General features: G+C 31.7%; 21 protein-coding genes and 2 tRNA genes. 12 read left to right on the top strand and 11 right to left on the bottom strand.

All coding sequences use genetic code 11. From position 1 onward, the window contains the following. Positions 1–57: 57 nt before the first annotated feature. From carB to LJY17_RS08235, 10 genes are all read left to right on the top strand, one after another. On the top strand, positions 58–2,913 hold the full coding sequence (carB, locus tag LJY17_RS08280) for a carbamoyl-phosphate synthase large subunit (protein ID WP_264543369.1): 2,856 nt from the start codon (positions 58–60) through the stop codon (positions 2,911–2,913). 280 nt (positions 2,914–3,193) lie between these two features. After that, positions 3,194–4,342: a hypothetical protein gene (locus LJY17_RS08275; RefSeq protein WP_264543368.1), complete on the top strand. Its 1,149-nt coding sequence runs from the start codon at positions 3,194–3,196 to the stop codon at positions 4,340–4,342. Positions 4,343–4,375: 33 nt separating this feature from the next. Next, positions 4,376–6,451: an FG-GAP-like repeat-containing protein gene (locus LJY17_RS08270; RefSeq protein WP_264543367.1), complete on the top strand. Its 2,076-nt coding sequence runs from the start codon at positions 4,376–4,378 to the stop codon at positions 6,449–6,451. Between the two features lie 87 nt (positions 6,452–6,538). Next, entirely contained in the window at positions 6,539–7,066 is a 528-nt protein-coding gene (gene idi, locus LJY17_RS08265; protein WP_264543366.1) for an isopentenyl-diphosphate Delta-isomerase, read from the top strand. Further along, complete coding sequence (locus LJY17_RS08260) at positions 7,063–7,470, top strand: 6-pyruvoyl trahydropterin synthase family protein (RefSeq protein WP_264543365.1); 408 nt, start codon at positions 7,063–7,065, stop codon at positions 7,468–7,470. The genes idi and LJY17_RS08260 overlap by 4 nt, the downstream gene beginning before the upstream one ends. 2 nt (positions 7,471–7,472) lie before the next feature. Next, positions 7,473–7,934, top strand: a complete 462-nt coding sequence (locus LJY17_RS08255; RefSeq protein WP_264543364.1) for a peroxiredoxin — start codon at positions 7,473–7,475, stop codon at positions 7,932–7,934. Beyond that, positions 7,934–8,896, top strand: coding sequence for a type I phosphomannose isomerase catalytic subunit (locus LJY17_RS08250; RefSeq protein ID WP_264543363.1), 963 nt, complete (start codon positions 7,934–7,936; stop codon positions 8,894–8,896). The genes LJY17_RS08255 and LJY17_RS08250 overlap by 1 nt, the downstream gene beginning before the upstream one ends. Positions 8,897–8,951: 55 nt before the next feature. After that, positions 8,952–9,218: a hypothetical protein gene (locus tag LJY17_RS08245; protein ID WP_264543362.1), complete on the top strand. Its 267-nt coding sequence runs from the start codon at positions 8,952–8,954 to the stop codon at positions 9,216–9,218. 79 nt (positions 9,219–9,297) lie between these two features. Further along, a tRNA-Thr gene (locus LJY17_RS08240) sits at positions 9,298–9,371 on the top strand. 30 nt (positions 9,372–9,401) lie between these two features. After that, positions 9,402–9,475: transfer RNA gene (locus LJY17_RS08235), tRNA-Thr, on the top strand. Between the two features lie 126 nt (positions 9,476–9,601). Here LJY17_RS08235 and LJY17_RS08230 read toward each other — a convergent pair. The 10 genes from LJY17_RS08230 to LJY17_RS08185 form a co-directional block, all read right to left on the bottom strand. After that, positions 9,602–10,327: a DUF4369 domain-containing protein gene (locus LJY17_RS08230; protein ID WP_264543361.1), complete on the bottom strand. Its 726-nt coding sequence runs from the start codon at positions 10,325–10,327 to the stop codon at positions 9,602–9,604. 84 nt (positions 10,328–10,411) lie between these two features. Continuing rightward, entirely contained in the window at positions 10,412–12,268 is a 1,857-nt protein-coding gene (locus tag LJY17_RS08225; protein WP_264543360.1) for a peptidase M61, read from the bottom strand. Between the two features lie 90 nt (positions 12,269–12,358). After that, positions 12,359–12,637, bottom strand: a complete 279-nt coding sequence (locus tag LJY17_RS08220; protein ID WP_264543359.1) for a TIGR03643 family protein — start codon at positions 12,635–12,637, stop codon at positions 12,359–12,361. Positions 12,638–12,711: 74 nt separating this feature from the next. Continuing rightward, positions 12,712–13,536, bottom strand: a complete 825-nt coding sequence (locus LJY17_RS08215; RefSeq protein WP_264544891.1) for a sterol desaturase family protein — start codon at positions 13,534–13,536, stop codon at positions 12,712–12,714. 41 nt (positions 13,537–13,577) lie between these two features. Further along, positions 13,578–14,174 carry an alpha-ketoglutarate-dependent dioxygenase AlkB family protein gene (locus LJY17_RS08210; protein ID WP_264543358.1) on the bottom strand — a complete coding sequence of 199 codons (597 nt, stop codon included), beginning with the start codon at positions 14,172–14,174 and terminating at the stop codon, positions 13,578–13,580. A gap of 59 nt (positions 14,175–14,233) precedes the next feature. Next, the gene (gene aqpZ, locus LJY17_RS08205) at positions 14,234–14,938 is read right to left on the bottom strand and encodes an aquaporin Z (RefSeq protein ID WP_264543357.1); all 705 of its coding nucleotides are present in this window, start codon (positions 14,936–14,938) and stop codon (positions 14,234–14,236) included. Positions 14,939–14,959: 21 nt separating this feature from the next. Beyond that, positions 14,960–15,316, bottom strand: coding sequence for a DoxX family protein (locus LJY17_RS08200; RefSeq protein ID WP_264543356.1), 357 nt, complete (start codon positions 15,314–15,316; stop codon positions 14,960–14,962). Between the two features lie 54 nt (positions 15,317–15,370). Further along, positions 15,371–16,282 carry an EamA family transporter gene (locus tag LJY17_RS08195; protein WP_264543355.1) on the bottom strand — a complete coding sequence of 304 codons (912 nt, stop codon included), beginning with the start codon at positions 16,280–16,282 and terminating at the stop codon, positions 15,371–15,373. Between the two features lie 99 nt (positions 16,283–16,381). Beyond that, positions 16,382–17,179, bottom strand: a complete 798-nt coding sequence (locus LJY17_RS08190; protein ID WP_264543354.1) for a hypothetical protein — start codon at positions 17,177–17,179, stop codon at positions 16,382–16,384. A gap of 49 nt (positions 17,180–17,228) precedes the next feature. Next, the gene (locus LJY17_RS08185; RefSeq protein WP_264543353.1) at positions 17,229–17,633 is read right to left on the bottom strand and encodes a DUF2721 domain-containing protein; all 405 of its coding nucleotides are present in this window, start codon (positions 17,631–17,633) and stop codon (positions 17,229–17,231) included. Between the two features lie 410 nt (positions 17,634–18,043). On the opposite strand from LJY17_RS08185, the gene LJY17_RS08180 reads away from it, so the two are divergent. Beyond that, positions 18,044–19,351 (top strand): TlpA family protein disulfide reductase, encoded by a 1,308-nt coding sequence (locus LJY17_RS08180; protein WP_264543352.1) that lies wholly within the window; start codon positions 18,044–18,046, stop codon positions 19,349–19,351. A gap of 63 nt (positions 19,352–19,414) precedes the next feature. After that, positions 19,415–21,550: an outer membrane beta-barrel protein gene (locus LJY17_RS08175; protein ID WP_264543351.1), complete on the top strand. Its 2,136-nt coding sequence runs from the start codon at positions 19,415–19,417 to the stop codon at positions 21,548–21,550. Between the two features lie 57 nt (positions 21,551–21,607). Here the strand turns inward: LJY17_RS08175 and htpG are convergent, their stop codons facing one another. Continuing rightward, entirely contained in the window at positions 21,608–23,494 is a 1,887-nt protein-coding gene (htpG, locus tag LJY17_RS08170) for a molecular chaperone HtpG (protein WP_264543350.1), read from the bottom strand. Positions 23,495–23,520: the final 26 nt, after the last annotated feature.

Here is a 23,520-nt window from a genome sequence, read left to right as displayed (position 1 = left end):
GGCTATAATACAAACAACAACTAAATTCTGAATTAATTCGGAATAAACAACACAACAATGCCTAAAGACAATTCAATTAAATCGGTTTTAATTATCGGGTCAGGTCCCATAATTATTGGTCAAGCGTGTGAGTTTGACTATTCAGGTTCACAATCAGCACGTTCGTTGCGTGAAGAAGGAATAGAAGTTATCTTAATCAATTCTAATCCAGCAACCATCATGACCGATCCTTCAATGGCGGATCACATTTATCTAAAGCCATTAACAACAAAATCAATCATTGAAATCCTTAAAGCACATCCGCAAATCGATGCTGTTTTACCAACAATGGGAGGTCAAACGGCCTTGAACCTTTGTTTGGAAGCTGATGATAAAGGGATTTGGAAAGATTTTAATGTAAAACTTATCGGAGTTGATGTTAATGCTATTAACGTTACAGAAGATAGAGATAAGTTTAAAGCATTATTAAATGAAATTGGAATCCCTCAAGCACCTGCAAAAACTGCAAACTCTTTCCTAAAAGGAAAAGAAATTGCTCAGGAATTTGGTTTTCCATTAGTAATTCGTCCTTCTTTTACATTAGGAGGAACTGGAGCTGCTTTCGTTCATAAAAAAGAAGATTTTGATGAGTTATTAACTCGAGGACTTGAAGCTTCTCCTATTCACGAAGTGTTAATCGATAAAGCACTTTTAGGTTGGAAAGAATACGAATTAGAATTACTTCGTGATAAAAATGATAACGTAGTTATTATATGTACAATCGAGAATATGGATCCAATGGGAATCCATACTGGAGATAGTATCACTGTTGCTCCAGCAATGACTTTGTCAGATACAACATTCCAGAAAATGCGTGATATGGCTATGCACATGATGCGTAGTATAGGAAACTTTGCAGGGGGATGTAACGTTCAGTTTGCGGTTTCTCCAGATGAGAGAGAGGATATCGTTGCTATCGAAATTAATCCGCGTGTATCACGTTCATCTGCTTTAGCATCAAAAGCAACTGGATATCCAATTGCTAAAGTTGCAACTAAGTTAGCCTTAGGATATACTTTAAATGAATTACAAAATCAAATTACAAAATCAACTTCGGCTTTATTTGAGCCAACATTAGATTATGTAATTGTAAAAATCCCTCGTTGGAACTTTGATAAGTTTGAAGGTTCAGACAGAACATTGGGACTTCAAATGAAATCGGTAGGAGAGGTAATGGGTATTGGTCGTTCGTTTCAAGAAGCGTTACATAAAGCTACTCAGTCCTTAGAAATTAAGCGTAATGGTTTAGGTGCTGATGGTAAAGGCTATAAAAACTACGAGCAAATTATAGAGAAATTAACCCATGCAAGTTGGGACAGAGTTTTCGTAATCTATGATGCGATTGCTATGGGAATTCCATTATCAAGAATTCATGAAATCACAAAAATTGATATGTGGTTCTTGAAACAATATGAAGAATTGTTCTTGCTAGAGAAAGAAATTTCTAAGTATACTCTTGAAACACTTCCAAAAGACTTATTGTTGGAGGCAAAACAAAAAGGGTATGGAGATCGTCAAATTGCTCATATGTTGAACTGCTTAGAGAGTCAGGTTCACGCATTGCGCGATACAATGAATATTCAGCGTGTATATAAATTGGTAGATACTTGTGCTGCCGAATTTAAAGCACTAACTCCATATTACTACTCAACTTTTGAAGCAGAGATTGAAAAAGTTGATGGGACACGTTTTGTTGATAATGAAAGTGTTGTTTCAAATAAAAAGAAAATCGTTGTTCTTGGTTCTGGTCCTAATAGAATTGGTCAAGGAATCGAGTTTGATTACTCGTGTGTACACGGAGTTTTAGCAGCAAAAGAATGTGGTTATGAAACCATCATGATTAACTGTAATCCTGAAACGGTTTCAACTGACTTCGACACGGCTGATAAATTATATTTCGAACCTGTTTTCTGGGAACATATTTATGATATTATCCAACATGAAAAACCGGAAGGTGTAATTGTTCAATTGGGAGGTCAAACCGCTCTTAAATTAGCTGAAAAACTTCATAAATACGGAATCAAAATTATAGGAACAAGTTTCGATGCGCTAGATTTAGCAGAAGATAGAGGTCGTTTCTCGGAGTTGTTGACAGAATTAAATATTCCGTTTCCTAAATTTGGTGTAGCAGAAAATGCTGAACAAGCTGTTAAATTAGCTGACGAATTAGATTTTCCATTATTAGTTCGTCCTTCATATGTTTTGGGAGGACAAGGAATGAAAATTGTGATTAATAAGCAGGAATTAGAAGAGCATGTAATCGAAATTTTAAAGCACATTCCAAATAATAAATTATTGTTAGATCATTATTTAGATGGAGCAATCGAAGCGGAAGCAGATGCTATTTGTGATGAAGATGGGAATGTGTACATTATTGGTATCATGGAGCACATTGAGCCTTGTGGTGTGCACTCTGGTGATAGTAATGCAACTTTACCACCTTTCAATCTTGGTGAGTTTGTAATGCAACAAATTAAAGATCATACTAAGAAGATAGCCGTAGCTTTAAAAACAGTTGGATTAATCAATATTCAGTTTGCAATTAAAGATGATACGGTTTATATCATCGAAGCAAATCCTAGAGCTTCTCGCACTGTTCCATTTATTGCAAAAGCTTATGGAGAACCGTATGTGAATTATGCAACAAAAGTTATGTTGAGAGAAAATAAAGTAACTGATTTTAATTTCAATCCAAAACTTAATGGTTACGCTATTAAACAACCAGTGTTCTCATTCAATAAATTCCCAGGAGTTAATAAGGCATTAGGGCCTGAAATGAAATCGACTGGGGAGAGCATTTTGTTTATTGATGATTTAAAAGATGATCAATTCTACGAATTGTATTCTCGAAGAAAAATGTATTTGACTAAATAAGTATAAAATATATCTCACCATAAAGCCCCTTTTTAGGGGCTTTATGGTTTTTTTGTAACATGAAGTAAATATTTAATGAAAAAATATAAAAAAATATTTACAAAATAAAAGAGTAAAATCTTACAGAATTTGATATCAACAAAGCGATTTTGTTTTAAAAATTAATTAAAAATAACTATATGATTGTCGTTTTGTGTTAAAAAATATTTTTTTATTATAATATTGTTAATTTCTTAACATTTAGTTTTTTGTATATATTTGGGTAAAATTTTTTTAGCCCATGAAACACAAATACCTACTTTTATTATTTGCTTTTTCAATTTTCTCAGTGTATTATTCCTGTTCAGGAGACGATAGTACTGCAGGAGATGATAGTGATTATGTTCCAGTTTCACCTGTTACTGTCGATTTAACTAAAGTTCCCTACCCAAAATTATCAGATTACAAGTTTTTTGAAGGTGAGATGAAAGCTCAGAAACCTTCACCTGATGTACTTCCTTTTGAACCAAGGAGTACACTCTTTACAGATTATGCACATAAAAAACGCTTCGTTTGGATTCCAAAAGGGGTAAAAGCAACTTATAATGCAGACGGGAACGTTTTAGAATTGCCTGTTGGTTCTGCTTTAATCAAGAACTTCTATTATACAAATGTGCAGCCCAATAATACTAATAGAATAATAGAAACCCGAGTTATGATTAGAAAATCAACAGGTTGGATTTTTGCGAACTATGTTTGGAATGATGCTCAAACAGAAGCTTTTTTTGATCTGCAGGGTAGTATTACATCAATACAGTGGAAGGATGATAATAATGTTGTAAAAAGTACAGATTATAGAATTCCTGAAGAGTCTCAGTGTATTGTTTGTCATAAATCAAAAACTACGGTGGGAGGTATTGAAGTAACAAAAAATATTCCGATAGGGATTAAGCCTCAAAATCTTAATTTCAACTACAATTATGGCTCTGATGCGAAAAATCAACTTCAAAAATGGATTGACGCCGGTTATTTAGAAAATAATTTTTCTTTGCCTTCAGATGAAAATTCCGTTGTCGATTATAATGACCAAACTAAGCCATTAGAAAAAAGAGTTCGTTCATATTTTGATAGTAATTGCGCTCATTGTCATAACGATGACAGACACTGTGATTATCGTCCAATGAAGTTTGGTTACAACAAGACTGCATTGCCTAGTGGGCAAGGACTTACAAACTTAGGTGTTTGTGTGGATACACAAGACATGCAGGGATTCCCTTCAGCTTTAAGTAAAATTGTAACTCCTGGAAATACAGACCGTTCTATGCTGTATTTTAGGGTGAGTACAAATGATGAAACGTATAGAATGCCTCTTCACGGAAGAACAATGGTTCATGAAGAAGGTGTGCTATTGATAGAACAATGGATTAATTCACTACAAGGTTGTCCATAAAACGAAAAAACCACAAACAAAAACTACTAAACAATGAAAAAAATTACAATTTTAATTACACTGCTATTTGTGATGCAATTTTCAATAGCTCAAGACAGTTGTGTTGGAGCTGTTCCTATAACTACAGCAGGTCTTTATACTGTTGATGTCATCAACGGAGCACCACCAACTTTAATCTGTGCTGATAATGGTGCAATTCCTTCTACTAGACCACCAGGAGCAGAATGGTATGCATATACTCCTACAGCTAACTATACGGTAACTGTTACAACCGATATTACTCAAAATACCTCGGGGATAGATACTAGGGTTCATGTGTATACAGGTAACTGTGGCGCGCTAACATGTTATGCAGCAGATGATGACGCAGGGACACTTTATCAGTATTCTTCAGTGGTAACATTTAATGTAACTGCAGGAACTACTTATATTATCGCTTTTGATAACCGATGGAATTCATTAGGGTTTACCTTTCAATTAATAGAAAATACTATTGTTGTCCCTGTTCCTGCACCTGTTACTTACACTAATCAAGTAATAAGTACTATTAATAGCACGCATAATAAATGTGTGGTCGATATGAATGGTGATCATAAGGATGATATAGTAGGTGTAGGTTCTGGATACTTGAAAGTTCACAACCAAGAACCCGGAGGTACTTTTTCTATTACAAATTTTACTCTTTCTGGAACTAGTAAAATGCCTACATGGAGTATGGCGGCTGGTGACTACAATAAAGATGGTTATAATGATTTGGTTTTAGGTGCTGGTGACGGATTATCGCTTTGGAGTTCCCAAAATAACGGAGGAGTAGTAACTTATACTCCTATAACCCCTGGAGAATACATATTTTGTCAAAGAACTAATTTTGTAGATATTAACAATGATGGAAATTTAGATATTTTCTCATGTCATGATGTGAATAGAAATGTATATTATCTAAACAATGCTTCTAATAACCTAACTTATTACCAATCGGGGGTAACACCTGGAGCCTACAATTTAGGACTAACTGCAAGTGGAGGAAATTATGCTTCACTTTGGACCGATTTTGATAATGATGGTGATGTTGATATGTTTATTTCAAAATGCTCCGGACCACCTTGTGAATTACATAGAAATGATGGAAATGGTGTTTTTACAGATATTTCAGCCATAGCACAAATTAACCCAACGCCAGTACAATCTTGGTCTTCTGCTGTAGCAGATTTTGATAATGATGGAGATATGGACATTTTGATAGGTTCAAATGGTTCTACTGATCATAAATTTTTCAGAAATAATCTTGATTTAACAAATAGTACTGAGGAAGCTTATTCAGAAATTACAATAGGATCAGGCTGGGATTTGGATTCTACGATTAATCGAGATTATATCGCTTATGACTTCGATAATAATGGTCTTGTTGATGTTATGGGTAGCGCAAATAAAATCATGTTCAATCAAGGAAATAATGTTTTTTCTCCAGTGACTTATACGGGGCTAGGAATTAGTGTTGGTGGTGTTGGTGATTTAAATAATGATGGATTTTTGGACATAGTAAACGGAAGTACAATTCATTTTGCAACGCCTAATGGTAATAATTGGTTAAAAGTTGCTTTAGATGGTGTTCAAAGTAACAAAAACGGAATTGGAGCAAGAATTGAAATTTATGGTCCATGGGGAAAACAAATTAGAGATGTTAGAAGCGGAGAAGGATTTGCTTATATGAGTACTTTAAATGCTCATTTTGGATTAGGTGCTTCAACAACGATAGATCAGGTTGTTATACATTGGCCATCAGGAATTGTGGATACATATAATAATGTTACTCCAAATCAACAATTACTTGTTACAGAAGGTGCAACGCTATCGGTTATAAAAAATGAAAACAATTCAGTTTTTAGTATTTATCCAAATCCAGCAAGAAATGTTATCAATATTCAAATGAATAGAATGGGGATTGAATTTGCAGAAGCTAAAATTTATGACTTAACTGGTAAAAAAGCTCTTGAAAGCAAAATGAATGAGAATAAAATCAATGTAGAAAGTCTTTCAAAAGGAACATATATTTTAGTTTTAAAAGATACAGATGGTAATAATTATTCTCAAAAAATTATTAAGGAATAATAAAATGTCTTTTAAAAAATCAAAAACCGTCTCAATAAAAATGGGACGGTTTTCTTTTTTTGTATTTTTACCAAGCAATTATACGATATGATCGAAGAGAGAGTAATTTTAGTAAATGAAAATGATGAGCAAATAGGTTTAATGCCAAAATTAGAAGCTCACGAGAAAGCCTTATTGCATAGAGCTTTTTCAGTTTTTATACTGAATGATAAAAATGAATTGATGCTTCAACAAAGAGCACATCATAAATATCATTCGCCCTTATTGTGGACGAATACTTGTTGCAGTCATCAAAGAGAGGGAGAAACAAATATAGAGGCTGGTAGTAGAAGATTAATGGAAGAAATGGGTTTTATAACCGAACTAAAAGAGTTGTTTCATTTTATTTATAAAGCACCTTTTGATAACGGATTGACTGAGCATGAACTAGACCATGTTATGGTTGGATACTTTAATGAAGATCCGAAGATTAATAATGATGAGGTTGAAAGTTGGAAATGGATGAGTATTGATGCTGTTAAAGATGACATGGAAATCAATCCTGAAATTTATACGGTTTGGTTCAAAATCATATTTGATGAATTTTATCATTTTCTAGAAGACCATAAGTTATGAAAGTCACAGTAAGCAGGAAAGCTCATTTTAATGCAGCTCACAGACTGTATCGCAAAGATTGGTCTGACGAACAAAATCAAAAAGTTTTTGGGAAATGTAATAACCCTAATTTTCACGGACACAATTACGAATTAATTGTAAGTGTGACAGGTAGTATTAATCCAGAAACAGGATACGTTATTGACATTAAAGATTTATCAGATATTATTTTTGAAGAGATTGAAGCCAAATTTGATCATAAGAATTTAAATTTAGATGTTCCTGAATTTGAGAATTTAAATCCAACTGCAGAAAATATAGTTGTGGTTATTTGGAATAAAATTAGAAAAAGAATCGCTTCAGAAAACGATTTGGAAGTAACATTATATGAAACGCCACGAAATTTTGTAACATTCAAAGGATAATTATGCAAGAAGTATTAAAAGTAGGGGATAAATTGCCATTATTTGGAGCTAAAGATCAAAAAGGAGAAGATTTTTATATTACTTCTGTTTTAGAAAAAAAAGTTTTGGTAATATATTTTTATCCAAAAGACGATACGCCTGGATGTACTAAACAAGCTTGTTTTTTTAGAGATCAGTACGAAGAGTTTAAAGATTTAGGTGCCGAAGTTATAGGCATAAGTGGTGATAGTGTTGCAGCACATAAAAAATTTGCTCATAAATATGATTTACCTTTTACTTTATTGTCTGATAATGATAAAAGCATTCGTAAATTGTTTGGTGTGCCAACTAACTTTTTAGGATTAATTCCTGGACGAGTTACCTACATTGTAGATAAAAAAGGAATAGTAAGAATGATTTATGATAGTATGGATGCAGAAAGCCATTTTCCTAAAGTTGTTGAAGCAGTTAAAAATTTAATTTAATGGAAGTTTACCCTTTGATATTTAAACCCATTTTAAAAGATAGAATTTGGGGTGGTACAAAACTAACTACACAACTTAATAAAGAAAAACTAACTCAAACCACAGGTGAAAGTTGGGAAATATCGACAGTACCTGGAGATGTTAGTATTATTGCTAACGGAATTTACAAAGGTTTAAACTTAAATGAATTAATCGAAAAATTTCCAGATGAGGTTTTAGGTTATAAGATTCATAAACAGTTTGGATTAGATTTTCCTTTACTGTTTAAATTTTTAGATGCTAGAGAAGATCTATCTATTCAATTGCATCCTAATGATGAATTGGCTAAAAAACGCCATAATTCGTTTGGTAAAACAGAAATGTGGTACGTTATGCAGGCTGATGATGAAGCAAGGCTAATTGTAGGTTTTAAAGAGAAATCTTCACCTGAAGAATACTTAAAACATCTAAACGATACAACCTTAGTTTCTATTCTTGATCAAGTACCTGTAAAAAAAGGAGATGTGTTTTTCCTTGAAACAGGAACAATTCATGCTATTGGTGCAGGGATTGTAATTGCAGAGATTCAGCAAACTTCTGATGTAACCTATAGAATTTACGATTTTGACCGTAAAGATGTGAACGGAAATAAGCGGGAACTTCATGTCGATTTAGCTTTAGAAGCGATAAATTATGACGTAGTCGCTGCTAAAAAAGAATACAATTCTGTAGAAAACAGAAGCAATGAAGCAGTTAAATGTCCTTATTTTACAACAAGTGTAATTCCGTTAAATGGAAAATTTGACAAAGTAAAAAACGACGATTGCTTTGTTGTGTATATGTGTACCGAAGGTGAATTTTTGGTTCATTATAAACATCATAATTTCGAATTTAAAAAAGGAGATACTATTTTATTGCCATCGGTATTGACTGAATTTCAATTGATTGGACAGGCAAATTTGTTAGAAATCACAATAGAGTAGTATATATTAAAAAGATTAATTGTACTTTTGCAACCAAAATTTAAAATACATAAAAATGGGAAGTGTTAAAAACTTAAAAAAAGACATCAACTTTGTAATGGGTGATATCATTGAGGCAGTTTATTTATATGAAATGACTACTACTGGTAAGCCGTCTGATGCGACTAACGCAATTATCGAAGAAGTGATTGCTACTTTCGACGGATTAATTACTAAAGTTAATGCTAAAAACGTTGAGAATAAAAAAGCACATTTCAATCAAATCAATAAGGATTTAGAAGTAGCTGCTAATCAGTTGGTTGATAAAATCAACGCATTATAGTAGTAAAAAATCAATAAAATTAGGGTGTAAGTGTTTGGAAGTTAAAAAAACTCCATTATATTTGCACCCGAAATGAGTCGCCGGTGTAGCTCAGCTGGCTAGAGCAGCTGATTTGTAATCAGCAGGTCGTGGGTTCGAGTCCCTCCATCGGCTCAATTTTTTTCAAAATAATAATACACTTTTGCCGGTGTAGCTCAGCTGGCTAGAGCAGCTGATTTGTAATCAGCAGGTCGTGGGTTCGAGTCCCTCCATCGGCTCAAAAAAGGTCTTCAAATGAGAAGACCTTTTTTTATTTATATAAAATCCAGATCTTTTACTAGTCTATTATATAAAAAATAAAGCCTCCAATAAGGAGGCTTTATTTTTTAGTATTCTAAAAGTATTTATTTTTTTGATGTAGTTGTTTCGTTTTCTTTTCTTTCTTTAAGAAATTGAGTGAATTTTTGCCCGTATTTTGATTTTGCAACTTCAGGGGACATCGATTTTTGAATTGTATCTAGATATTTAATGTTCATGTCATAAATGTCTGTCAAAGCAATATATGGAGCTACTTCTTTATCAGCATGTGTTAATGCATAATTTGCGGCATATAAATAACGTTTTTTTAGCAACGTCTCTTGTTTTTTAGCATTTTCAGCAGAGATATCTTTTTTGTTTTTTAATGCCATTAATTCATCTTTAACATATTCTAATTGTTGTTCATTAAACTTAGAGATAATTCCTTTATAATCTGTGTATAAATCGTTGTTTTTAGATCCAGTTATTTTAGCATTGCCTAAAAAGAATTCTAAATCTGTATCAATGTTTATTTTTCCAGGTTCTGCAAAAAATAATAAATTGTTGTCAAGAGAATTGGTTACACCTCTATCGACAAATAAGTATAGCATTTCAGGAGAATCTATATTTATAATACTTTTGAATGATGATTCACCGTTTAAAACAATTGTGTCAAGCGCGATTAATGTAGTATCCTGTACTTTTTGAATATATAATTTGCCTTTTTTAAAGCCTTTAATATTTCCTGTAATTTCTAAATTTCCTTTAGCTTTTTCTTCTCCACAAGCAACTAATAATGAAAGAGAAAGAGCTGCTATAATAACTTTATACATGTTTTTTCAATTTGGCGCAAAGTAATAAAAAAATCCTCAAATTGATTTACAAAATGAGGATTTAAATACTTTTATAATTGAAAATTATCCTTTTAACCAAGCTTCTTTAAGAGCGTTTTTGCTTTTGTCAGTTAATTGGTAGCCATCTACTTCTTCGTAAGGTAAAACGATTTTTCCTTTTAATTCAGATTCTTTACCATCGCGTTTAATTTTGACAGTGATGGCATCACCATCTTTCCAGCTTTGGCTAGCCATGATTAAATCATAAATATTATCTAAATTATAATTTGTCCCATTTATTGCTGCTATTACATCTCCGTTTTTGATACCTAGCTTAGTATAAAATTCAGGTAAATCTATTCCTGGAATTGGCATAATTTCCTTTGTGTTTGGGTTAACCGTAATGTAAGGTGTTTGCCCTTTTAAGAATACATTACCAGCAACTTTTGTTTTGGCTTTTGTTACACCCACTTTAGCAAAAAACTCTTCGTATGGAATTGGTGTTGGACCATTTACATAAGTATCTAGGAATGTTTTTACTTCTGGATACGTTAGCGAAACAATTTTATCAAACAATTCTTCATCGTTAAATGGTTTGTTGATTCCGTATTCATTATTTAATTTTTGCATTAAATCTAAAATACCTCTTTCACCATTACTTTTTTCACGAATTGTAATATCTAAACACATTCCTATTAATGCTCCTTTTTGATATACGTTTAAGTATTGATCTTTATACGGATTTTCTAATACGTTAGCACTCATTTTAGTGAATGGCATAGTATCGTTCATTTGTGAGGCTTGACGAATTTTGTCTGACATTCTATTATAAAAATCATCTTCAGAAATTAATCCTTGATTGATTTGGAATAAGTTGGCAAAATATTCAGTTACACCTTCATACATCCATAAATGTTTAGACATTTTAGGTGCATTGAAATCGAAATAATGAATTTCGTTAGCATGAATTCCTAGAGGAGTTACAATGTGGAAAAACTCGTGAGAAACAACATCTTTTAATTGTTCTGCCATTTCTTGTTCAGGCATCATTTCAGGCATGACTACAGTAGTAGAAGTAGTATGCTCTAAAGCTCCGAAACCTTTTGCGTCGTTTTTACTTAAATCAGAAAGATATAATAGAACCGCATATTTTTTTGTATTGTTGATTGGGCCTAAGAATTTTTTCTGAGCTTTCATCATTGTTTCCATTGCAGGAGTAATATCGGCAGCTTTAAATTTTCCAGTTGGAGAATATACACTAATTAAGATGTCCATATCTTCTACTTTAAAAGTAGTATAATCAGGTTTAGAATACATAATTGGATGATCTACCAATTCGGCATAACGAGATGCTTTAAATGTATCTTGATTAGCTGCTGCGTCTAAATCGGTCATAGAAGTTGCACCAAATAATTTATCTGAATGCGAAATAGTTACAGTGTAAGGAACTTCTTTTTTGTCTGAAAAATAGCCCACAAATCCATGAGTATTTACCATGAAACAATCAGGATCAATGTTTGTTCCAGCCGGTGAGAATACATCTTTACCACCAATTCCTCCTTGAGTTTCTTGGTCATAAGTATCGTTTACCCAATACGTAACTTTGCTCAATTTTGTTGCTTCCGAAATTCTCCAAGTATTATCGTCCATTTTAGCAATAGGAAGCGAGTTTCCTTTTGCGTCGTAAGCTTTTACGTTTTCAATATATTTTCCGTAGTTGTCTGCCGAGTAAGTTCCAGGAACAGTTTTAGGAATGTTGAATGTTACTGTTTCTTCTTTAGTTGGAGAAGGTAATACAGTAACCATTACTTTATCATCTTTAATAACATTTAGGTCAATGTTAACTTTTACCTCAGGTGTAACAGCAGTTGTGCTAGTTTGACCTGATTTACAGCTCATCATGAAAAAAGCGAATGACGCTGCTATTAATATTTTTTTCATTTTTTAGATTTTTACTTTTGCTATATGTGTGTGTATATTGTTTTTTGTTACATTGAAAATAAAAAACTCCTGAATTTCAGGAGTCAATAATTAATCGAATTTATTTTTCAAATAGTATTTTCCATCTAGTTCCTCGTCAAAATCATCAACATTAGCTTGCTTAGGCTTAGGTTTTGTTGCTGTTACCTTTTTCTTCCAAAGTTCAAATTGATCTTTGGATAAACGCTTACGGATTAGCTCTGTTACTTCATTTTCGCTAATGCCAAATTCTTCCTTAATTACTTCAAAAGGTTTTCTTTCCTCTTGTGCCATGCTGACTAGTCTTTCTAAAGTTTCTCTGTCTAAATCAGCGATTTTACTTTTTCTCATTTATAAAATGTTAATTCAAAATAAACTTGCAATACTTATACCAATATTAATAAAAAGATATTAAAAAATAAATTTTAATTTTCGGGTGCTCTATATTTTTGAAAAGGAATTGCTAGTAAGTTGGAAAGCTTATTATTTTCTTCCTCTTTCATATGTGTATCTACTCCATAAATTAATTCTTCTCGTGGCATTACCATAAATGTTCCAAATAATCTGTCCCAAATAGAAAAAATATTTCCATAATTACTATCTGTATAAGGTAATTTATAATGATGGTGTATTTTGTGCATATCTGGTGAAACTATGATGTAACTGATATACTTATCTAATGTTTTTGGTAACGACATATTTGCATGGTTAAACTGTGATAAAAACACAGAAAGTGACTGATACAAAAAGAATAACCAAATTGGGGCTCCAACTATTATTATAGCAAAAATTGTAAAAATAAAACGGATAACACTTTCTCCTGGATGATGTCTATTGGCCGTTGTGGTGTCAATCCAAGTATCTGTATGATGAATTAAATGATATCTCCACAAAGGTTTTGTTTTGTGTTGCACAAGGTGAGCAGTATATGCTCCTATAAGATCCATGAATAATAAACCTACAATTGCTTGTAACCAAAGATTGTCTAAATGAAACCAATAAATAAGACCGAATTTATTTTCAGAAACAAAAACAGAACTTTTATATAGTAGGAATGCTAAGGAAAAATTGATAACTATTGTGGTTAAAGTAAAGAAGAAATTAATCCCAGCGTGTTGCCATTTGTTATATTTAAACTTAAATAAAGGGAATCCGTTTTCTATTATCCAAAAAAGAGTAATTCCTCCAATTAACAGAAAACTTCTATGAGATGATGGGATGGTTTGAAAATAATTTACAATTTCGCTTATCATAATTTGAGTAGGTTTAGTACTCAAATTTAATAAAAAAATTATTTGATAATCCTGAAGGTCAAATTAATTCTCGGCCCAATTTCCTTTTTTGTCTTCGGGATTTGATGTTTCCAAAAGTGTTGCGTTGTTCCTTTCATTATTAATAAACTTCCGTTTTCGAGTGTGATATTTTGTTTTATATCCTGTGAATTGTGTTTAAGTTGAAAAACCCTTTCGGCACCAAAACTAATTGAAGCTATTATTGGGTTTCGTCCTAATTCTTTTTCATTGTCAGCGTGCCAACCGTTGCTGTCTTGTCCGTCACGATATAAATTTAAAAGCACAGTTGTAAAATTTTCTCCACAAACTTTTTCCACTTCATTTTTAATATACATGATTAAAGGACTCCATTGATGAGGTTGCATCACAATATTAGAATAACCATAAGGTTTTCCTTCGTTACCATATAAAGCAGTTAGTCTAGGTTGTAAATGTGAATGACCAAATACTGTTATAGTATCTTGTTGCCATTGCACTTCGGTTTTAAGTTTTTCAAAAAGATTATTGGATTCTTCAAGTGAAAAAAAACTTGGGAAATACTCTATTTCGGCATTTGGAAGTGTGAAAACTATTTTTTCATCAGGGAATAAACTCATCTGTCAAAAATAAAAAAAGCGACAAAACTTTGTCGCTTTTTTTATTAAATATGATAAAATTAAGCTGCTTTAGTTTCTAAGAATGATTTATAAATAAACCCTCCAGCAATTGCTCCAGCAATTGGGGCAACCCAAAACATCCAAACTTGCATTAAAGGTTCTCCGCCTGCAAAGATTGCCTGCGATAATGAACGAGCTGGATTTACTGAAGTATTGGTTACTGGAATACTTACTAAATGTATTAATACTAGTGCTAGACCTATTGCTAATCCAGCGAATTTAGTGTTAGCAAATTTATCAGTAGTTCCTAATATGATTAGTAAAAAGAACATAGTTAGAATAAATTCGGTCACAAAAGCAGATACTATAGAATAACCATCTGGAGAGAAAGCTCCATATCCGTTTGAAGCAAATGCTCCAGCTTTTGTATTATCTATTGCAAAACCTGCTTTTCCAGATAAAATTAAATATAAAAATCCTGCAGCAACAATTGCTCCAGCACATTGTGCAATTATATAAGGCACTAAATCTTTAGAATCAAATCGACCACCCGCCCAAAGCCCTAGAGAAACAGCAGGATTAAAGTGTCCACCTGAAATATGCCCTACAGCATACGCCATCGTGACAACAGTTAAACCAAAAGCTAGAGAAACTCCCGCAAAACCTATTCCTAATTCTGGATATCCAGCTGCGAAAAGAGCACTTCCACAGCCGCAAAAAACTAACCAAAAGGTTCCAAAAAATTCTGCAATTAAATTTTTCATAATATTATATAGTTTAGTTGGTTAACAAGTGTATTGAAAGGCCCAATAAATGAGTAAAAACTGCAATGGCAACCTCAGTAGTCTTACCCATTTGGGTAAACCAAGTGCTGCTTTATCGTTTTGATACATAAAAATATTGGCAGGAAATATGGCAATTAATAGAATAATGATTCCCCATGCTGCGTAATTTGATAACTGCGTAATGCAAAGTGTAATACCTAGAATAATTTCGGCAACACCACTGGTTATGTTCAAAAGCTTTTGATTAGAAAAGTAAGGAGGGATAATTTTATAGTATAATTTTGGAATTCTAAAATGATTGATTCCTGCTAAAATATACAATAAAGCCATTGCATATAAATGCCAAGGTAAACCCATAAGTTGTAGTTTTCTTACGAATTTACCTAAAAAAGTCTTATAAAGTTTAAAAAATTATTTTTTTCCGAACTGAATGTTCATGATTATAATGGCAAAAATGATCAATACAATACCAATCCATTGCGTTAATACAACTTGTTCTCCAAGAACTAAAAAAGCCATAGAAACAGACACTGGTAATTCTAAAGATGAAACTATACTTCCCAGTCCAATTCCTGTATGAGGAAATCCAGCATTCATAAGCATAGGAGGGATAACTGTTCCAAAAATCGCTAACAATACACCCCATTTCATGAAAATGTCGTAGTTAAAAGGAGTTGCCTGTGTGTAAAATGCAAAAATGAAAACGACAATAGCACCGCCTAAAAGCATATATAAACTTCTTTGTGCAGATGATATATGTGTCGCTACTTTATTTGCAGTAAACATCGTTGTTGTGAATGAAGCTGCCGCTAATAATCCTAAAACTACACCTCGCCAGTCAAGGGTAACAGTATTTTGTATAAGATTTGTTGCTAAAGCAGTTCCTGCTAAAACAATTAGGACCGCAATTATTTTAATGTTTGAAGGTCTTTTTTTCTCTAAAATCCATTCTAATAAAACACCCATCCAAACCGTTTGCATTAATAATACAATACCAATAGAAACAGGGATATATTTTACAGCTAGATAATAAAAAATACTTGTCAATCCTGTAGAAGTACCAGCAATCATTAGTTGAGTAATGTCTTTTTTATTTGCTTTAACTACTTCAGATTTCTTTTTAGCTTTTTGAAAAGCATTAATTAATAGAATCACAAAGATTCCTAATATAAATTGTGATGTAATTACTTCAGCTGGTGTAAAAGGTAAACCAGTCATTCCTTTATCATGGTAAGCAAGTTTTACAAAAGTCGCTAACATACCATAACTTGTAGCTCCAAGACCTACTAATAAAACTCCTTTTAATACATTATTATTCGCCATCATTTCATTTTTAAAAAGCCGGCAAATATAATGTATAGTTGTGAGTTATGAGTTATAAGTTATGTTTTTTGTTTAAAAAAGTATTGCGGCGAACTTTTTTTATCTTCTTCTGTTATGATGTACAGCTCTAACTCTTCCTGTTTTTCCTTTATGAATTACAGTAGTTCCTCTTCTGTTTTTAACTATAGTGGTAGATGAATGTCTTCTTGGCGCATATGATTTATGTACTACAACACGACGTGTAGGTGTTCTATGAATATAAGTTTTATGTACATGACAACGAGTAACGAAAACAGTGTGACGCATTGGTCTCCAAGGTTTCCACCATCTTGGATATACTGCCCAGCGAAAAGGCGAAATCCAAACTCTATAGCTAGGAGCATAAATAAATCGTACACTTGGCCAAAACCAAACATTTACTACAATTCTTGTTGTAACTAATTTGGGGATAGCTGGGCCATTTTTTCCTGAATCCATCTTATCATTAACGTCAAATGGTTCAGCAATGGTGTTTTCTGCATACAAATCCTCATCACCAAAAATTTGTAGCTGTGCTTCCTCGTTACCTGTTTTTTCGATTACAATGGTAGCTACATCTTGTTTTTCTTTTTCGTTAATAATTGCAGATAGAACTAAAACGTGTTTGTTTCCTTCAATAATATCTTCAACAGTTATATAGTCGATATCTCCATCATCGTTTAAATCAAGATTGTTAACATCGTTATTTTCTTTGTTGATGAAAGATTCAAATTCTTCAATGGTATTTGCTTTTTTAAGCATAGAAAGGGCGCCTTCAAGACTGAAATTTTCTCCAGAATATTCAGGAGCTTCGTTTTGTTGGGCAAAAGCGGATGTTATTCCTAAAATAAGAAGAACAGAAGCAACACAATTTTTCATAGTCTGTATTTTTTAGTTTAATGATAAGACTATGTAAGTTTAATATGGTTTAATCTTTTTTAGAAAATTCTTCTAAATCACTAAGGTGGACTCTCAGCGCATTAACCGAAATACTGATTTCCCAAAATGAGATCCCTAATGAAATTAATAAGCACAGCATACTTAATCCAAAAAGATAAATCGCAACATTTTGCATTTCTACAAAAAGTAAAAGCATTGCAAAAACGGATAAAAACAAGCAAAGTACTCCCATAAGTTGCATAAAACGTATCAAGGTTAGGCGCTTGTTTAGATTGTGGATTTCTAAAAGGATTGATTTGTTATGAACTTCTTCATAATTTTTTTTTAAACTGCGAATAATTTGCGCGATAGTCAAAAATCGGTTGGTATAAGCCAAAAGAATTAATGAAGTGGCAGAGAATAATAATGCAGGTGTTTCTATAGATAATGTCATGTCGGTGTATATACTTTCAAATTTCTGAAATAATTTTCATTTATTAGGTATAATTTTAAATGAAAGAATTTTTCTACAAAATTAACTAAATTGTTATTGTTTTGTCTTTAAAAAGAATTATGTTTGATTAATAAAAATTAAAAATCTTAATTATGTAAAAAAACATTTTAAATTTGGAAGGTGTTGTTATCTTGAGTAAGATACAACAAAAAAGTATTAAAGGAGCCTTAAATAATAATAATCTTGTAAAATGCCCTCAGGACGATTGTTCTAATGATAAAAATTGTCCTACAAACTCTTATTGTGCAAATACAACCTGTAAAAATCCGGATGGAACATATTCATCATTTAATAGCTGTCAATGGAGATAGATTACATTGAGGAGAATTTTTATCCCCAATAAATAAGTTATGCTTAAAATATTTGTTAGCTTATCACTTCTTCTATTCTGTCAATCAGATAAAATGTCATATGAAATTATTTTGAAACCAGTAATTGGACCAAAAAAAAATATTTTTCATATGAATAGAATGAGCTATGAATTGAATTTAGTAGATGAAATCACTGGATTTTCAAATACAATTCATAATGAATATAAAGGTATTTCTAAAAATGATTCAGTTTTTTTTTATTTAAAATCTGAAAGTTTTAGCCAATACATTTTCGATTTGTATAAAGAAAAAAAATATGATAAAGCTCAATTTTTAGAATATTGTAAAAAAAGAAGGATTGACACTCTTGAGTTATCTCAAAAGTCAATTAGTCAAGGATTTGTTGTAATGGTTGAATACCAAAAAGGAAATGTTTTTATTACAGCTGATACAGATAGAAATAAAAATTTTGGTGATAATTTGAAGCAAACTTTTGATATAAAAGCAAAAATCAGTAAAGATGATGATAGGATAGAAAAATCTGAAATTCAGGACTATTCTTATGAGATTTATTCAGATAAAAAAATAAAAATATATCACAGAAAAATAATAATTTATCCATCTGTTATTCACGAAAATAATGAAACTAAAATTTCATTTAAATACAAATATGTTGATTTTTGGGAGGGAAAATTAAACTTTGATAATCAAAAGTTTTCCTTTTTTTATCAAGGAATAGATAATAATAGAGGTGGTTTGTTTATAATTCCCAAAGAAATTGATTTTAAGCATCAAGATGATAGCTTTGTGAGTCAATTTCAATATTATAAAGGTGATACAATCTTAATTAATAAGCAACAATTTAAATTTGATAGTGTTAACTCTTCAATTTCAAAATTGTATTTGAGTGAATTGAAGAAGTTTGATAAAAATTACGGAAATTATATAGGTACTTATCTTGAAAATTTTAAAATTATTGATTTTAAAGGTATTGTGAAAAATACTGATTTGTTAATAAAAGATAAGCAATACACTTTAATAGATTTTTGGGCCAGTTGGTGTGGGCCTTGTATTGAGAGGTTTCCAGAAATAAAGCAATTGCAGGAAAAATATGAATCTAAATTAAATATGATTGGTATTTCAACCGATGTTTCAATAGAAAAAGCAAAGCAAACAATTGAAAAATACAATATTAGTTGGGGAAATTTTCATGGTAGTTTTAAAACAAAAATTAACAAAAACCTAAATATTAAATCTTTACCGACATATTTTTTAATTGACAGGGATGGTAAAATAATATATAGAGGAGAAAATGTAAAAGAAATCATCAAGATTTTAGAAAAATAATTGTTTATTTTTTTGTAACTTTTTTCTGATTGACTAGTCTAACGAGCAATTATATTCAGAGAAATGCACAAATCAATTTTTATTTCCACCTTATTTTTTATTTCAATTTATTCCATTTCAGCACAAGAGAGTCAACAGTCTAACAAAGAAAAAATCAACACACTTAATGAAGTTGCCATTGTAAAAGAGAAAAAAGCAGTCGAACAAAAAGCTGATAGGACAATTTTCGATTTTTCAGGTCAGGCTTATTTAAACTCTGGTTCGCTATTGGAAGGAATCAAAAAATTGCCTGGTTTAATTGCTACAGATATAGCAGGAATGTTGTATCAAGGAAAACAATTAGACGTGTATTTAGACGGTCGTCCGTTAAATATTTCATCTAATGAGTTGAATTCTTTTCTAGACGGTATGCCTGCCAATTCAGTAGAACGTATTGAAGTGATTACACAACCCGGAGCTGAATTTCCTGCCACTTCAGGAGGAGCCATTTTGAATATTATCACCAATAAAAAAGCTAAAAATTATTTATCTGCAACCTATACTAACAGCACCAGTTTTTCAAATAATGAATCGATTCGCTGGAGAGCTAATAATGGACTGATGTTGAGTGCTAAGAATAAATTGTTTGGATGGCAATTAAACATTGGACAAAATTATGCTGAAAGAGGACTTTGGAACGAAGTAATTAAGACAGAAAATAATACCAAAACGATACTGAACAAAAGTGATGCGGATAGAATTAATCGAAATTATTATGCCAAATCGGGATTGACTTTCGATTTTGGCGCAGACAGATTACTTTTAAATTATGATTTGATTTACAATAAAAACAATAGTTATACCAATGCTTTTGGAGAGTTACCTAGCGCAACTACTTTTCAAACTTCAGATAAAGGAGATACAAAAAATACCCGTCAAGATGCAGTGGCTACTTTTCAAAAACGATTTGAGAACAAAGCGAAGAAGTTAGATTTCAGTTTCAATTACAATCGAATGAATACTGATTTTATGTTAAATTCGGTAACATTCAATACTTTGGTTTTAGATAATTCTTCTCTTCAGGAGTTGTATAATTTCAAAGCTGATTATTCTCAACCTTTGAAAATATTAGATGAAGGTAAAATGAGTTTTGGAACATTGTATGAAGAATTGTTTTTTAAAACCAAGAATGAAGGAATAACCAATTTGGATTACCGTCGTAGAACAGCATCAACTTATCTGGAATTTCAGGCTAAATTGAAAAAAATTGACTTCATTTTGGGAGGAAGAGCAGAAGATTATGATATTTCTGGAAAAACAGATACAGGTGATTTAATACCTTTTAAACAATTCCGATTTTTTCCAAACACCAGTGTACAATACAATTTTTCTAAACAAGTGTATTTCAATTTGAACTATAGTAAAAAGATTTCATTGCCAAGTACTTCGGTACTAAATCCTAACAATACAACTTATCAAAATCCAAATGCAGAAACAATAGGTAATCCACAATTACAACCTACTATTTATAATAATTTTGAAGCTAAAATTAGCGCTATCGATTATGCTTTTTTAAGTTATAATTTAAGTGTTGGCGATAATCAAGTAGTCCAACGAATTTTATATGAAAATGATAGGATGATTAATACTAACATTAATGTTTCACAACTTCGATCTCATAGTATCAATTTTGGTATGCCTATACCGTATATGTTGTTTACAAAAGGATTGGCTGAAACTATGAAAATGAATGTGAATCCTGACGAAATGAATTTCTTGTATGTATTTGCAGGTCGTCAATTGCATGAAATCCCAAATATAAAGACCAAAGCTTTTTGGTACATAAATCTTATGTCGCAAGTGGTATTGCCTCAAAAAGTAAAATGGATGACTACTTATAATTTTATTCCAGCTGGAGGAAACTATTATTATTTTGGAATTGACAAGCCTTTAAACGCTAGTTTGAATATGAATTTTTCGAAGAAATTCTTAAATAATCAATTATCAGTTTCGATTAATTTAGATGATATTTTAAATACCAATAAAGGACAGTTAAACTCAAGACTAACTCCGTTGACAGTTACCAATAAAAATGATACTCGTCGTTATGGGTTTTCAATTAACTATAAAATTCCAACCAAAAATAAATTAGCCAAGGAAGATCCCAACATGCTGAATAAAGATAAAAAAGAAGATAACGGAACGTTAATTGGTAATTAAAAATTAAAAGACCAGTTTACAAATTTGTAAACTGGTCTTTCTTCTTTTATTTTCTACTTATTTAAGTGTTTCAAATCCTCTTTTTACAAAGGCTGTTAGTTCTTCACCTCTTAACAAACCTTGAGATAATTTTGCTAAGTCAAGAGCTTGTTTTACCAAATCCTCCTGTATAGATTTATCTTCCGTTTTTAGAATAGTTGATGCTAAATCTGAATTTGAATTCACAACCAAATTGTACATTTCAGGGAAATTGCCCATACCAAACATTCCGCCACCACTCGTTGCACTCATTTCTTTCATACGGCGCATAAATTCTGGCTGTGTGATAATGAATGGTGCTGCCGAACTTTCCATAGCTTCAAGTTGAACAGTATAGGTTTCTTTTGGGACAATTCCTTCTAATGAATTTTTTAGTTTTTCTTTTTCTTCATCAGATAATTTTGAAATTTGTGTTTCTTCTTTAGCAATTAATTTATCAATATGATCAGCATCTACACGAGAAAAAGTTAAGTTCTCATTATCTGCTTCTAACTTCTGAATTACATGTGATACAATTGGAGAATCTAAAAGTAACACTTGATATCCTTTTGCAGTAGCAATATCTATATAACTGTGTTGCCCTTCTTTATTTGAAGCGTATAAAACAACCAACTTCCCATTTTTATCAGTTTGAGTGTCTTTAATAGCTTCTTTTAGTTCTTCAAGTGTGAAATATTTACCATCTGTTGTAGGATATAAAACAAAGGAACCTGCTTTTTCATAAAATTTAGGTTCAGAAAGCATTCCGTACTCTAAAACAACTTTGATGTCATTCCATTTTTGTTCAAAATCTACTCTGTTTTCTGTAAAAAGAGATTTTAATTTGTCGGATACTTTTCTAGTAATGTAATTCGATATTTTCTTCACATTTCCATCGGCCTGTAAATAAGAACGAGAAACATTTAAAGGAATATCAGGTGAATCGACCACACCTTTAAGCATCATTAAAAACTCAGGAACAATACCTTCTACATTATCAGTAACATAAACCTGATTTTGATACAATGAAATTTTGTCTTTTTGAATTTGGATGTTATCACCTAACTTAGGGAAGTATAAAATACCAGTTAAGTTAAAAGGATAATCGACATTAAGATGAATGTTGAACAAAGGTTCATCAAAACTCATTGGATACAACTCACGGTAGAAGTTTTTATAATCTTCGTCATTTAAATCTGCAGGTTGTTTTGTCCATGTCGGATTAGGGTTGTTGATTATATTATCAACTTCTTTATATTCTGTTTTGTAATCTTCTGGAGCATCTTCTGGTTTTGGGAGTGCTTCTTGTTTTGTTCCAAATTTAATTGGAACTGGCATGAATTTATTATACTTTGTAAGTAATTCACGGATTTTGAAATCTTCTAAAAATTCTAACGAATCATCAGCAATGTGTAGGATTATTTCTGTACCTCTTTCAGTTTTTGAATGAGGTTCTAGTGTAAATTCAGGACTACCGTCACATGTCCAGTGTGCTGCAGGCTCATCTTTGAATGACTTAGAGATAATCTCTACTTTATGAGCTACCATAAAGGCCGAATAGAATCCTAAACCAAAATGACCAATAATACCTGAATCTTTTGCAGAATCCTTATATTTTTCTAAAAATTCTTCTGCGCCCGAAAATGCTACTTGGTTGATGTATTTTTCAATTTCATCAGCAGTCATTCCCAAACCTTGATCGATGATATGTAATTTTTTGCCTTCTTTATCGTTCTTAATTTCAATAATTGGGTTGCCATATTCAACTTTGGCTTCACCAATACTGGTTAAGTGTTTCAATTTCAGAGTGGCATCGGTTGCATTTGAAACTAATTCACGAAGAAAAATTTCATGGTCGCTGTATAAGAATTTCTTGATTAAGGGAAATATGTTTTCTACCGAAACATTAATTTTTCCTGTTGTCATATAGAATAGTTTTAAAGTTAATATTT

Origin of the sequence: Flavobacterium hankyongi (assembly GCF_036840915.1) — a bacterium.
Classification (GTDB): Bacteria; Bacteroidota; Bacteroidia; order Flavobacteriales; family Flavobacteriaceae; genus Flavobacterium; species Flavobacterium hankyongi.
Note: the sequence above shows the minus strand (reverse complement) of the source record. Positions and strands in the feature narration are given on the sequence as shown.

Coding starts and splice junctions, on each gene's coding strand:
- LJY17_RS08210 (WP_264543358.1), bottom strand. CDS start 14,174: ATGAGTTTATTCCCTGATGAAAAAATAGTTTTCACACTTCCAAATGCC.
- LJY17_RS08180 (WP_264543352.1), top strand. CDS start 18,044: ATGCTTAAAATATTTGTTAGCTTATCACTTCTTCTATTCTGTCAATCA.
- htpG (WP_264543350.1), bottom strand. CDS start 23,494: ATGACAACAGGAAAAATTAATGTTTCGGTAGAAAACATATTTCCCTTA.
- LJY17_RS08255 (WP_264543364.1), top strand. CDS start 7,473: ATGCAAGAAGTATTAAAAGTAGGGGATAAATTGCCATTATTTGGAGCT.
- LJY17_RS08250 (WP_264543363.1), top strand. CDS start 7,934: ATGGAAGTTTACCCTTTGATATTTAAACCCATTTTAAAAGATAGAATT.
- LJY17_RS08220 (WP_264543359.1), bottom strand. CDS start 12,637: ATGAGAAAAAGTAAAATCGCTGATTTAGACAGAGAAACTTTAGAAAGA.
- aqpZ (WP_264543357.1), bottom strand. CDS start 14,938: ATGAAAAATTTAATTGCAGAATTTTTTGGAACCTTTTGGTTAGTTTTT.
- LJY17_RS08190 (WP_264543354.1), bottom strand. CDS start 17,179: ATGAAAAATTGTGTTGCTTCTGTTCTTCTTATTTTAGGAATAACATCC.
- LJY17_RS08275 (WP_264543368.1), top strand. CDS start 3,194: ATGAAACACAAATACCTACTTTTATTATTTGCTTTTTCAATTTTCTCA.
- LJY17_RS08270 (WP_264543367.1), top strand. CDS start 4,376: ATGAAAAAAATTACAATTTTAATTACACTGCTATTTGTGATGCAATTT.
- LJY17_RS08185 (WP_264543353.1), bottom strand. CDS start 17,633: ATGACATTATCTATAGAAACACCTGCATTATTATTCTCTGCCACTTCA.
- LJY17_RS08200 (WP_264543356.1), bottom strand. CDS start 15,316: ATGGGTTTACCTTGGCATTTATATGCAATGGCTTTATTGTATATTTTA.
- LJY17_RS08225 (WP_264543360.1), bottom strand. CDS start 12,268: ATGAAAAAAATATTAATAGCAGCGTCATTCGCTTTTTTCATGATGAGC.
- idi (WP_264543366.1), top strand. CDS start 6,539: ATGATCGAAGAGAGAGTAATTTTAGTAAATGAAAATGATGAGCAAATA.
- LJY17_RS08195 (WP_264543355.1), bottom strand. CDS start 16,282: ATGGCGAATAATAATGTATTAAAAGGAGTTTTATTAGTAGGTCTTGGA.
- LJY17_RS08245 (WP_264543362.1), top strand. CDS start 8,952: ATGGGAAGTGTTAAAAACTTAAAAAAAGACATCAACTTTGTAATGGGT.
- LJY17_RS08175 (WP_264543351.1), top strand. CDS start 19,415: ATGCACAAATCAATTTTTATTTCCACCTTATTTTTTATTTCAATTTAT.
- carB (WP_264543369.1), top strand. CDS start 58: ATGCCTAAAGACAATTCAATTAAATCGGTTTTAATTATCGGGTCAGGT.
- LJY17_RS08230 (WP_264543361.1), bottom strand. CDS start 10,327: ATGTATAAAGTTATTATAGCAGCTCTTTCTCTTTCATTATTAGTTGCT.
- LJY17_RS08260 (WP_264543365.1), top strand. CDS start 7,063: ATGAAAGTCACAGTAAGCAGGAAAGCTCATTTTAATGCAGCTCACAGA.